The 11,867-nt window shown below is 65.7% G+C and carries 9 protein-coding genes; 5 read left to right on the top strand and 4 right to left on the bottom strand.

The annotated features are described in order from the left end of the window. Positions 1–302 precede the first annotated feature (302 nt). The 4 genes from mihF (at position 303) to CH266_RS04650 (ending at position 3,044) form a co-directional block, all read left to right on the top strand. Complete coding sequence (mihF, locus tag CH266_RS04665) at positions 303–617, top strand: integration host factor, actinobacterial type (protein ID WP_008712632.1); 315 nt, start codon at positions 303–305, stop codon at positions 615–617. Between the two features lie 82 nt (positions 618–699). Continuing rightward, positions 700–1,182, top strand: a complete 483-nt coding sequence (locus CH266_RS04660; protein ID WP_027494547.1) for a cation:proton antiporter regulatory subunit — start codon at positions 700–702, stop codon at positions 1,180–1,182. Positions 1,183–1,201: 19 nt separating this feature from the next. After that, a complete protein-coding gene (locus CH266_RS04655; RefSeq protein WP_094714849.1) occupies positions 1,202–2,374 on the top strand; it encodes a cation:proton antiporter in 1,173 nt (390 codons plus the stop codon). Positions 2,375–2,387: 13 nt separating this feature from the next. Beyond that, a complete protein-coding gene (locus tag CH266_RS04650) occupies positions 2,388–3,044 on the top strand; it encodes a GntR family transcriptional regulator (protein ID WP_052055153.1) in 657 nt (218 codons plus the stop codon). 61 nt (positions 3,045–3,105) lie between these two features. Here the strand turns inward: CH266_RS04650 and CH266_RS04645 are convergent, their stop codons facing one another. Continuing rightward, positions 3,106–5,241 carry a 3-hydroxyacyl-CoA dehydrogenase NAD-binding domain-containing protein gene (locus CH266_RS04645; RefSeq protein WP_094651669.1) on the bottom strand — a complete coding sequence of 712 codons (2,136 nt, stop codon included), beginning with the start codon at positions 5,239–5,241 and terminating at the stop codon, positions 3,106–3,108. 9 nt (positions 5,242–5,250) lie between these two features. Then, complete coding sequence (locus CH266_RS04640) at positions 5,251–6,462, bottom strand: acetyl-CoA C-acetyltransferase (protein WP_027494551.1); 1,212 nt, start codon at positions 6,460–6,462, stop codon at positions 5,251–5,253. Positions 6,463–6,695: 233 nt separating this feature from the next. Here CH266_RS04640 and CH266_RS04635 point away from each other — a divergent pair, with 233 nt between their 5' ends. Beyond that, positions 6,696–6,938, top strand: a complete 243-nt coding sequence (locus CH266_RS04635; protein WP_027494552.1) for a hypothetical protein — start codon at positions 6,696–6,698, stop codon at positions 6,936–6,938. A 3-nt stretch (positions 6,939–6,941) separates the two neighbouring features. Here CH266_RS04635 and CH266_RS04630 read toward each other — a convergent pair whose 3' ends face one another. Both CH266_RS04630 and CH266_RS04625 read right to left on the bottom strand, forming a co-directional pair. Continuing rightward, entirely contained in the window at positions 6,942–9,296 is a 2,355-nt protein-coding gene (locus CH266_RS04630; protein ID WP_094714863.1) for a DNA polymerase III subunit gamma and tau, read from the bottom strand. 128 nt (positions 9,297–9,424) lie between these two features. After that, positions 9,425–11,818 carry a helicase-associated domain-containing protein gene (locus CH266_RS04625; protein WP_094733033.1) on the bottom strand — a complete coding sequence of 798 codons (2,394 nt, stop codon included), beginning with the start codon at positions 11,816–11,818 and terminating at the stop codon, positions 9,425–9,427. Positions 11,819–11,867: the final 49 nt, after the last annotated feature.

The raw sequence follows: 11,867 nt of genomic DNA, 5'->3' as shown, positions 1-11,867 counted from the left end.
ACGCTGCACGTAACCCGCGGCACGGCACTCGACGTCGCCCCTCGAAAAACGCACGCGACCGCTCCCGACCGAGCCGGCTCGAGGCGTCGAACACCCAGCACACACCGGCTCCGGAAGGCCGAAGTGCTGGTCGGGGCACACCCCGAATCGGATAGGACGTAGCCTGGCGAGGGAGGTTCGGTGGTTCGACCGTGAATGACACCCGTGTTGTTCGGTTAGATTGGAAGAGCCACCAGGCACGATGCAAGAGGGTCGAGACCTGTCAACGAGCGACGGGTCACCACAATCGAGGAGAACAGGCCATGGCTTTACCAGTATTGACACCGGAACAGCGCACCGCGGCGCTGGCCAAGGCGGCCGAGGCACGCACTGCGCGGTCGAAGCTGCTCGCATCCGTCAAGTCCGGCGAACTGAGCGTCGCTGACGTCCTCGCCAAGGCGGAGAACGACGAGATCGTCAAGAAGACCAAGGTGTCCGCGCTGATCAAGGCCCTGCCGGGCGTTGGATCCGTGCGCGCCGCACAGCTGCTCGAGCAGCTGTCCATCGCAGATACGCGCCGCATCGGCGGCCTCGGCGCAAACCAGCGCGAAGCCCTGCTCGCTGCCGTCGCATCCTGATTCACATTTTCACGGGTCGTTCCTGCAGGCTCCACGCCTGATCCTGCGATAACGCGTTGCCGGCAGGGCTAGCATTTCGACCATGAACGTCGAAGTGACCCTGCTGCCCGGAATCGGGGTGCGGAAAGATTTTGCCCTCGCTTCCGGGCGCCGCATCGGCGTCATCACCCGCAAGGACGGCGCGAACGAGTTGATCGTTTCGCGCAAGGACGACCCCGATGCGACGCAGGCGTCCATCACCCTGAGCAATGAGGAAGCGGCGGCCCTGGGCAATCTGCTCGGGTCGCCGCAACTCATTGCTCAGCTCGGGGAAGAGCATCGCGACCTCCCCGGAATCAACACTCGTCAACTCCCCATTCGCGCGAATTCACGGTTCGTCAGCCGCACACTCGGCGACACCGCCATGCGCACCAAGACCGGAGTATCCGTCGTCGCTGTCATGCGCGCCGGCCAGGTACAACCGTCACCCACCCCCGACTTCACGCTTGCCGCAGGTGACCTGCTGGTCGCCGTCGGCACCGCGGACGGACTGGACGCAGCAGCCAAGTTGCTCGGCAATGCCTGAGATCAGTCGGGGCTGACCCGTGGCCGAGAGCGCGCTCGCCCTCACCGAGCTGGGTGCCGTGTTCTTCGTTCTCGGACTTCTCGCTCGTCTCGCCGGCCGGATCGGCGTCTCCCCCATCCCGTTCTACCTGCTCGGCGGACTGGCCTTCGGCAACGGCGGATTCGTCAACCTCGGCGGCATCGACGAGTTCAGCGAGATCGCCAGCGAAATCGGCGTCATCCTGCTGTTGCTGCTGCTCGGCCTCGAATACACCGCAACCGAGCTCGTCACCGGCCTGCGTCGATCGTGGATGGCCGGTCTGGTCGACTTCGTCCTCAACTTCGCGCCCGGTGCCGTCGTCGCGCTGCTGCTCGGCTGGGGCGGAGTCGGGGCGCTCGTGATGGGCGGCGTCACGTACATCTCGTCGTCGGGCATCATCGCCAAAGTTCTCACTGACCTGGGCCGACTGGGAAACCGTGAAACTCCCGTCGTGTTGTCGATCCTGGTATTCGAAGACCTCGCGATGGCCATCTACCTCCCGATCCTCACCGCCGTGCTGAGCGGAGTCAGCTTCCTCGGCGGACTCGAAGCCCTCGGCATCTCACTGTTCGTCATCACCTTCGTGCTCGTGGTCGCGCTGCGCTACGGCAGATTCGTCTCCGCGATCGTCGACAGTCCCGACCGTGAGGTCGTCCTGCTCAAAGTCCTCGGATCCGCCCTGCTGGTGGCCGGCATCGCGTCGGAACTGCAAGTCTCGGCGGCCGTCGGCGCGTTCCTTCTGGGAATCGCGATCTCCGGCTCGACGGCCGACAACGCGACCCGCGTCCTCGAACCCCTACGCGACCTGTTCGCCGCGATGTTCTTCGTCGTGTTCGGCCTGGGCACCGACCCGTCGACCATCCCGCCAGTGTTGGGCTGGGCCGTCGTCCTCGCCGTCACCACCGCCGCGACCAAGATCGCGACGGGCTGGTGGGCGGCAGGTCGGCAGGGAATCGGCAGGCCGGGACGACTACGCGCCGGTGCGGCGTTGGTGGCGCGCGGAGAGTTCTCCATCGTCATCGCCGGACTGGCCGTCGCCGCGGGGGCTGTCGAAGGCGAACTGGCAGCCCTGGCGACCGCGTACGTGCTGCTGATGGCCATCCTGGGACCGATTGCTGCCCGCGTCGTCGAACCCGTCGCCAAGGTTGTGCTCCGGACCAAGCCCGCGGTGTGATTGGCTTTTCGACATGGCAGACAAGCGGACGGCTCTGAGGCGACGGCCGCAGTTGTCCGAGGAAGTCGCCAGCCACGTCCGGCACCTGGTGATGTCCGGAGAGGTGAGACCCGGGGACTTCATCCGGCTCGACGAGACCGCAGCCCAACTGGGCGTCAGCGTCACCCCGGTACGCGAGGCGCTACTGACCTTGCGCGGTGAGGGCATCGTCGAACTCGTCCCCCACCGCGGCTACGTGGTGTCTGCGCTGACGCCGAGCGACATCGTCGACATCTTCTGGCTGCAGGGGCAGATCGCGGTCGAACTGGTACGCCGGGCGGCACCGAAGATCACCGAGGTCGAACTCGACAGGCTCGCCGAGCTCACCGCTGCCCTGTCGGTCGCCGTCGAGAACGGCCGGGCCGAGGATGTCGAGAACATCGAGTTCGAGTTCCATCGTGTGCTGAACCGTCTGGCCGAGTCGGCCAAGTTGGCGTGGTTTCTCAACAACGCCACCCGCTATACCCCGACCCGTCTCTACGCCACCGACCGTGACTGGGGCCGAGCAGCCGTGCGCAATCACGAGGAGCTGATCGCGGCCCTGATTCGAAACGACATCGACGCCGCCTGCGAATTGATGAAGCAACAATTCACAGACGGCGCCGAGAGGTTGATCGCGCATCGCGGGTGAGAGCGCTACGCGCATGTGAGTGGAAACTCGTAGCCTGCTACGCGTTTCCACTCACATGGGGTCAGCGCAACGAGGCAGGAACCTGGAAGCGCTCGCCGTACTTCTTGGCCAACTCGTCCGCGCGAGCGACGAATCCGGCCTGACCACCCGGGTAGCCGACGACGTACTGGTGCACGCCACCCGTCCAGGCCGGGAAGCCAATACCGAAGATCGAACCGATGTTGGCGTCGGCGGTGGTGTTCAGGACACCCTCGTCGAAGCACTTCTGCGTCTCGATGGCCTCGATGAACAGCATGCGTTCCTTGAGGTCCTCGAACGGGATGTCCGCCGAACCCGACTTGAACGCATCACGCAGTCCGGGCCACAGGCCGGCGCGCTTGCCGTCTTCGTACTCGTAGAAGCCCGCACCCTTGGCCTTCGACGGACGCTCGAACTCGTCGACCATCTTGTCGATGACCTCGCCGGCCGGATCCTCGGGAGGGGTTCCACCGGCAGCCTTGATGGCGTCGTAGGTTTCCTTGCGGATCTTCTGCATCAGGTTGAGCGTGAGCTCGTCCGAAAGCTGCAGCGGCGCAGCCGGGTAACCGGCCTGCAGACCGGCCTGCTCGATGGTCGACGGCTCGACGCCCTCGCCCAACATCGCGATGGCCTCGTTGATGAACGTACCGATCACGCGAGAGGTGAAGAATCCACGACTGTCGTTGACGACGATCGGAGTCTTCTTGATGAGTTGCACGAGGTCGAAGGCCTTGGCCAAGGCCGCATCCGACGTCTTCTCGCCGCGAATGATCTCCACCAGTGGCATCTTGTCGACGGGTGAGAAGAAGTGGATGCCGATGAAGTCTTCCTGACGCTTGATGCCCTGAGCGAGGCTCGTGATGGGCAGCGTCGAGGTGTTGGAACCGAGCAACGCTGTCGGATCGACGAGGTCCTCGATCTCCTGGAAGACCTTCTGCTTCAACTCTTCCGACTCGAAGACGGCCTCGATGACGAGGTCGGCACCTTCGACGTCCTTGGCATCGGCAGTCGGGTGGATACGTGCGAGCAGAGCGTCCGACTTCTCCTGGGTGGTCTTGCCACGCGAGAGTGCCTTGGCCTCGATGGCCTCGGAGTACGCCTTGCCCTTCTGCGCCGACTCGATGGCAACGTCCTTGAGCACAACGTCGATGCCGGCCTTGGCACACACGTACGCGATGCCCGCGCCCATCATGCCTGCGCCGAGAACCGCGACCTTGGTGAAGGTGGTCTTCTCGATGCCGTCGGGACGAGACTTGCCGGCGTTGATCGCCTGCAGGTCGAAGAAGAACGCCTGAATCATGTTCTTGGACACCAGACCGGTGACCAACTCGGTGAAGTACCGCGACTCGATGGTGCACGCATTGTCGAAGTCGACCTGCGCACCCTCCACTGCCGCAGCGAGAATCGCGCGCGGAGCCGGCATCGGTGCGCCCTTGATCTGCTTGCGCAGGTTGGACGGGAAAGCAGGCAGGATCTGCGCGAGCTTCGGGTTCGACGGCGTGCCGCCGGGGATCTTGTAACCCTTGACGTCCCACGGTGCGACGCCACCCTCGGGGTTGGCCTTGATCCATGCCTTGGCGGTGGGCACCAATTCGTCGATACTGCCGACCAATTCGTGCACCAGACCGATTTCGAGAGCCTTGGCCGGACGGAACCGAGTGCCCTGAGCGAGGACCGTCATGAAGCCGGTCTGGATGCCGAGCAGTCGGGTGATGCGGGCAACGCCGCCGCCGCCGGGCAGGAGACCGAGCGAGACCTCAGGCAGACCGATCTGCACGCCGGGAACATCGGCCGCGATGCGGTGATGCGTCGCGAGCGCGATCTCGAGTCCGCCGCCGAGTGCCGCGCCGTTGATGGCGGACACGACCGGCTTGCCGAGCTTCTCGAGCCGACGCAGCTGTCCCTTGACTTCCTGGACCTCGTCGAACACCCGCTGGGCGTCCTCGGGCTTGGCTGCGATGAGGGTGTGCAGATCGCCGCCGGCGAAAAACGTCTTCTTGGCGGAGGTCAGCACGACTCCGGTGATGCTGTCCTTCTCGGCCTCGAGGCGATCGACCGTCGCGCCCATCGAGTCCTTGTACAGCTGGTTCATCGTGTTGGCGCCCTGGTTGGGGTCGTCCATCGTCAGAACGACGATGCCGTCGGCGTCCTGGTCCCACTGAATCATGTTGTCAGACATCGTTCTACCTCAGACTCGCTCGATGATGGTGGCAACGCCCATGCCGCCGCCGATGCACAGGGTGATCAAGGCGTACCGGCCGCCGCGGCGCTCGAGCTCGTCGAGCACGGTGCCGGTGATCATGGCTCCGGTGGCACCGAGCGGGTGGCCCATGGCGATCGCGCCGCCGTTGACGTTGAGCTTCTCGTTCGGGATCTTCAGATCCTTCTGGAAACGCAGCACCACGGAAGCGAAAGCCTCGTTGAGCTCGAACAGATCGATGTCGTCGACGGTCAGTCCCGCGGTGGCGAGAACCTTCTTCGACGCCGGGGTCGGTCCGGTCAGCATGATGGTCGTGTCGGCGCCACTGGTGGCCGTCGCGACGATGCGGGCGCGCGGGACCATGTTCAGGTCCTTGCCCGCCTGCTCGCTGCCGACGAGGACGAGGGCTGCGCCGTCGACGATGCCGGAGCTGTTTCCGCCGGTGTGGACGTGATCGATCTTCTCGATCCAGTGGTACTTCTGCAGCGCCACGTCGTCGAACCCGCCCATGGCCGCGATACCGGTGAATGCCGGGTTCAGCTTGCCGAGCGACTCGACGGTGCTGCCCGGACGCATGTGCTCGTCCTGATCGAGGATCAGCAGACCGTTCTGGTCGGTGACCGGAACGACGGACTTGGCGAAGTAGCCACCGGACCACGCCGCTGCGGCGCGCTCCTGGGACTGGACGGCATACGCGTCGACGTCCTCTCGGGTGAATCCTTCGATGGTGGCGATCAGGTCGGCCCCGATGCCCTGCGGGGCGAAGTAGGTGTCGTAGTTGGTGGCCGGGTCCATGGCCCATGCGCCGCCGTCACTGCCCATCGGCACGCGAGACATCGACTCGACGCCGCCCGCGACAACCAGTTCGTCCCAGCCCGAGCGCACCTTCTGCGCGGCCAGGTTGACGGCCTCGAGGCCCGACGCGCAGAAGCGGTTGAGCTGGAAGCCGCCGACGGTGTCGGGCATCTTGGCTGCGAGCACGGCCGTGCGGGCGATGTCGGCACCCTGATCTCCGACGGGCGAGACCACGCCCAGGATGAGGTCGGAGATTCGGTTCTCGTCCATGTCGGGGAAACGTCGACGAAGCTCGTCGATCAGCCCGGTCACCAAGGAAATCGGCTTCACCGAATGCAGGGAGCCGTTCTTTCCTTTACCTCGGGGAGTCCTGATGGCCTCGTAAATGAATGCCTCTGTAGTCACAGCGCGCAGTTCCTTCCACATACTCGATCTTGTCGCGATCGCCGTGCCGGCCGATCGCGTCGGTGCGAGGCCATGACAGACCTCAGCTCATGCCACAGTAAGTTGGCATACCGATCCGACATAAGGACCGAAACGAGCGTTTCGCATGACCCACGATGCGGTTCAGGTTTGAACAACCCCGTCATGGGAAATTACGATGCGTCAGATCGACCGAAGGCGAAAGAAGACCGACCATGGAAACCGACAACGAACCGACCGTGGGCGCTCGCGTCAAGGTACGCACTCGCAACGACGACAAGTCCGGAGCCGACAGTTCTGGATCCGACGCCTACGAGACCGGCGCGATCGTCGACGACTTCGGAGTCCAAGCGACCGACAGCACCTCGCGGGACTGGGCCGTCGCCAAGCGTTGGGCCGTCGCTCTCGACAGCGGCCGGTTGGTATTCGTCGACACCGACGATCTCACGCTCGCTTGAGCCTCAGATCTCCTTGAGCGGTACCGCTCCGAGTTCGCTCACCAGCAGCTCCATGGCGACCGTTTCCGGGTCCCGACGAACCGACGGGTCCGCGGGTTCGGCCGCGGCCTTGAGCAGTTCTTCCTCGTCCTCCGGCGTCTCCGGAGGCGGCGGACCTACCGGCTCGGGATCATCCGGATAGTCCGGGGCCTCGGGCATCGGAATATCTGCGTCCGATCCATCGCCCGCTGAACCGAAACCGTCCGACGTCGGACGGGGAGCCCCTGCCTGGCTCGGCCTCGAGAACTTCGGCAGCGACGCGGGTTTCGCTGCCGGTTCATCTTTTTTTGCTGATGACGGTTCCGGTGGTGCCGCAGCACCCACCAGACAGACCACCGACCATTCGACGCCGAACACGTCACGCAACGCATCCCGAATGACGTCTGCATTGCGGGGTTCTTCGAGACGCTTCGCCAGCGGTGCCGAATCGTGGCCCAGAGTGATGGTGCCGTTCTCGACGGTGCGTACCGACGCACCGGACAACATCACCTCGACGGTCCTGCTTCGCTCTCGTACCTTGGTTCGCACCTCGGACCACACTGCGCGGACGGCCGCCGCATCGGGCTCGTTGGAGGCAGCCGCGGGTGCCGCGACAGGCTCGGGTTCGGATTCGTACACCGGCTCGGGTTCCGGGCCGTACTCGTCCTCGGGCTCGGGCTCGGGCTCCGGCGGAAAATCCTCGTGAGAGAGCGATGGTTCCGAATGCTGTTGCGCTGCAGCGGAAGTCGTGACCGGTGCGGGCGCGGGTTCCGGTTCGGGTGTCGGAGCTGGCTCGGGTGTCGGAGCTGGCTCGGGTGTCGGGACCGGCTCGGGTGTCGGAGCCGGTTCGGGTGTCGGAGCCGGTTCGGGTGTCGGAGCCGGTTCGGGTGTCGGGACCGGTTCGGGTGTGGGAGCCGGCTCGGGGGCTGCAGGCTCTGGCACCGAAGACGGTTCCGGGACCGCCATGGGTTCGGGTGCCGCGACAGGCGCAGGCGCCGGTGCTGGAGCGGGGGCTGGTGGTGCCGCGGGTGCGGACTCGGCGGCCGGCTGTCGTTGGGACGGTCGCTGGAATTTGTTCACCGGGGGCGGGCCGGAGGGCGCAGGCTCGTCGGTCGCGGGCAGCTGTGGTCGTGTCGGGTCTGCGGCTGCCTGTGCCACTGCCGCCTGCTCACCGGCAGGGAGAGTGACGTCCAGGCGACGTTCGACGCGTTCGAGCCTCTGCAGTACAGCCGATTCCGCATCGGAGGCCGAGGGCAGCAGCATCCGTGCGCACATCACTTCGAGCAGCAGGCGCGGCGCGGTGGCCCCTCGCATTTCGCCGAGGCCCGAGTGCACGATTTCGGCGTAGCGAGTCAGCGTCGCCGAGCCGAGCAGGTCCGCCTCGTCGCGGAGCCGTTCGAGGACGTCGCCCGGCACGTCGACCAGGCCACGTTCACCGGCGTCGGGTACGGCCTTCATCAGGATCAGGTCTCGCATGCGATCGAGGAGGTCGATGGCGAAGCGACGTGGGTCGTGGCCCGCGTCCATCACCTTGTCGACGGTGCCGAACAGTGCGCCGCCGTCTCCCGCGGCCAGGGCGTCGACGGCCTCGTCGATCAGCGCGACGTCGGTGACGCCGAGCAGCGACAGAGCTCGCGGGTAGGTGACGCCTTCCGGTCCGGCTCCGGCCAGCAACTGGTCCATGACCGACAGCGAGTCACGCGGCGAGCCGCCACCCGCGCGGATGACGAGTGGATAGACCGCGTCCTCGACCGGTACCTGTTCCTGACCACAGATCTTCTCGAGCAGGCCGCGCATCGTCGACGGCGCGAGCAGTCGGAACGGGTAGTGGTGGGTTCGCGAGCGGATGGTGGGGAGCACCTTCTCGGGCTCGGTGGTCGCGAAGATGAAGACCAGGTGCTCCGGCGGTTCCTCGACGACCTTGAGTAGCGCGTTGAAGCCGGCCGGGGTGACCATGTGCGCCTCGTCGATGATGAAGATGACGTAGCGCGACTCGGCCGGAGCGTACACGGCTTTGTCTCGAAGGTCGCGTGCATCGTCGACGCCACCGTGGCTGGCTGCGTCCATCTCGACGACGTCGAAGTTGCCGGGCCCGCCCGGTGCCAGAGCGACGCAGGAGTTGCACACACCGCAGGGGGTGGAGGTCGGTCCTTCGGCGCAGTTCAGCGATCGGGCGAGGATGCGCGCCGAGGACGTCTTTCCGCAGCCACGAGGGCCTGAGAAGAGATAGGCGTGGTTGATTCTGTTGGAATCGAGCGCCACGCTGATCGGTTCGGTGACGTGCTCCTGACCGACGACTTCGGCGAACGTCGCGGGACGGTACTTCCGGTAGAGGGCCACGCCCGAAAGGGTACCGGCGACCGACGACAGAGTTGCATCGCGCGTCGGTGTGCGCGATGGAACCAATGGTTCAGTTGCATCGCGCGTCGGTGTGCGCGATGGAACCCACGGCTCGGTTGCATCGTGCATCAGTGTGGACCGACGGACACCGCTCTGATGTTCATGATCGCGAAGCTTTCCCGGGTGCCGGTGGACGTCGACAGCGCGAGTAGCCAGTTGCCGTCCTGCAGCGCGTCCGAGATCGCGTGCCGCACGATTGCGCCTTTGGAGTTCTGATAGTCGATCGAGACGGGTGCGCCGCGCGCTGTGGCGTCGGTCAGCGCATCGAGCTCCCGTGGCAGCAGTCTGCTGTGCCTGCCGAGTGCGGAACGCACCCGCGCGTCGTCGACGGTGCCGGAGTCGCCCGTCCGCAGCAGCTGTGCCAGCTCGCGTGATTCGCGTCGAACTGGTGCTGCGGGTGCGCTCGGGTGCGGGGTGCGGGTGGTGTTGGCGCGGACCTTGGTCGCGCTGGCCAGCTCGAGCCGGCCGGTGTCGGAATGTCGCACCGGGGAGTATCCGTGCCTGCGCAGCACCGCGAGAGTGTCGATGGGTGTGGCAGAACTGATCAGGACCGTCGGCGCGAGCCGCTGGAACTTCAGCACCGCCAATGCCTCGTCCGTCTCGATGTTCGTCAGCAGTACGACGTCCTCGGAGACGATGGCACACGGGATCTTGCGCACGGCCAGTGCTCCGTAGGTGCGCCAACAGTCTCGGATCGTGTAAGCCAGGGCTTGGGGAACGTCGGTGTCGGCCATCTCGGCGAGGGCGTCGATCAACTCCTCCCCGGTACCGCCGGTGTCGAAGAAGCTGCGGATCGTCGCCGGGGTGAACCGCCAGACCGACGCCACTTCCCGCGACTCGGGTTGCGCGGCCGCACCGAGTATCGACGCCACCTCGGTGCTCGGCGGCCCGGTGACCACTGCGGTCGAATCGGGCAGCAGGCGCACCGAGAACGGCACCCAGTCGGCCAGATCTTGTAGCTGCGTTGCCAGCGAAGAGGCGATCTGGCGCGGATCGCCGTCTCGGCCCACCCGGAAGTCCGTCAGGGTGGCACACAGATCGGTCGGTGCGCCATCGACCAGAACTCCGAGACGGGTGGCCTCGGCCCAGAGTGCGCGCACGTGGCCGGGCCCGGCGCTCGTCGAGACCACCGGGATATGCCACTCGAGGTAGCGGGCGAATTCGTCGGGATCGGACAACACCGGCGGCGGGCTGTCGGATCCGCCGAGGCGCAGAAGAGCCGCCAAGGCCGTCGAGCGCACGTCTGCGGCCGCGGGATCGTCGAGCATCTTCTTGAGTACCGGCGAGGTCTTCTGGGAGGATCTCGGCACCCGATGGGTCGGCGTGAAGGGCGAGCACCACCACGCGGCCAACAATGCTGCCGCTTGCTCGGATCGCGAGCTCGTCGACCAGGTTTCGTAGGTCGAGGTCAATGCGACGCCGGTCTTTCCCCGGTCGGCGAGCAACCCGGCTTCGCGCGCCAGCATCAGCATCAACGCGGTGTGATGCTCGTCGGCGAATCCCAGACGAGAAGTCAGCGCACGGAGTTCTTTGGCGCTGATGCCACCGGTCTTCATCATTGCCAGGCCATCGGTGTCGATTGCCGTCAACAACGCCTGCGTGTGCTCACAGAACTGCAGCAAGGCGATGGAGCGCGCTCGCCGCGAGTCATTTTGCGACAGAACACGAGTGGCGAATTCCGGCGGCCTGAGCTCGATGGGCAATCGCCACCCGTCTCCTCGCAGCGCGATGCTCACTTCCAACGGCATCTCAACGCGATGCCCGTCCAATCGAAACAGCAACCCGCGCTCGAAGGCGGCCGTACCTGCGGTCGGCGGCACATCGAAGATCAATGACGCCGGTTGTCCATCGACGAAGCGAGACAACATCTCTCGCATTTCGGGCGGGCCGTCGTCGAACAAGGCTCGGATACGTTCGGGGGTCATCGCGGCCGCGACGGTGTCGGCGCGTTCGGCTCGATCGAGCGAGGAGTCGACTCCGAGGCGGGTCAGCAAAGCAAGTCGGTCCGGCTCGACGGCGCAGTGCAAGAACAACTTTCGCTGCCTACGGGCAAGTCCGAACGGGTGCGAGAACACTCCGGACAGATCGACGGGGCGGTACTCGACCGCGTCCGAGCCCTCTGCCGTGTGCGGCCAGATCAGGCCGTAGGCCATCAGCGTGTTCAGGGCCGTATCGATATGCGCCGTCTCGTTCGAGATTCCCTCGCCCGTCCAGTGGCCGATCTCGGCGCGGCTGAGCTCCTCCATGAGCGCGAACAACTCGAGCAGGTCGAGCGCACCTCTGTCGAGTTTTCGAGGTAACGCCGCCACCCGCCAGGGCGAACCGAGGAGTTGCGCGAGCAACCCGAACGAGCGGGGTGGCGGGTCGGTCGCCACGTCCGGTCGACGCCGCAGCAGATCCGTCAGTGCGTCCTCGTCGAGCGAGGCCAGCCACCCCTCGTACGTTCCGATCTTCTCGGTCATCTCGTCCCCCCGGTGCAAGTTCTGCCACAACGTACCGACGGGCACCGAC

This window comes from Rhodococcus sp. 06-1474-1B, from assembly GCF_002258885.1.
GTDB lineage: Bacteria > Actinomycetota > Actinomycetes > Mycobacteriales > Mycobacteriaceae > Rhodococcoides > Rhodococcoides fascians.
This window is presented reverse-complemented; position numbering and strand designations above follow the sequence as displayed.

Excerpts from the sequence above, each read along its gene's own strand:
- mihF (WP_008712632.1), top strand. The coding sequence starts at position 303 with ATGGCTTTACCAGTATTGACACCGGAACAGCGCACCGCGGCGCTGGCC.
- CH266_RS04660 (WP_027494547.1), top strand. The coding sequence starts at position 700 with ATGAACGTCGAAGTGACCCTGCTGCCCGGAATCGGGGTGCGGAAAGAT.
- CH266_RS04650 (WP_052055153.1), top strand. The coding sequence starts at position 2,388 with ATGGCAGACAAGCGGACGGCTCTGAGGCGACGGCCGCAGTTGTCCGAG.
- CH266_RS04645 (WP_094651669.1), bottom strand. The coding sequence starts at position 5,241 with ATGTCTGACAACATGATTCAGTGGGACCAGGACGCCGACGGCATCGTC.
- CH266_RS04635 (WP_027494552.1), top strand. The coding sequence starts at position 6,696 with ATGGAAACCGACAACGAACCGACCGTGGGCGCTCGCGTCAAGGTACGC.
- CH266_RS04625 (WP_094733033.1), bottom strand. The coding sequence starts at position 11,818 with ATGACCGAGAAGATCGGAACGTACGAGGGGTGGCTGGCCTCGCTCGAC.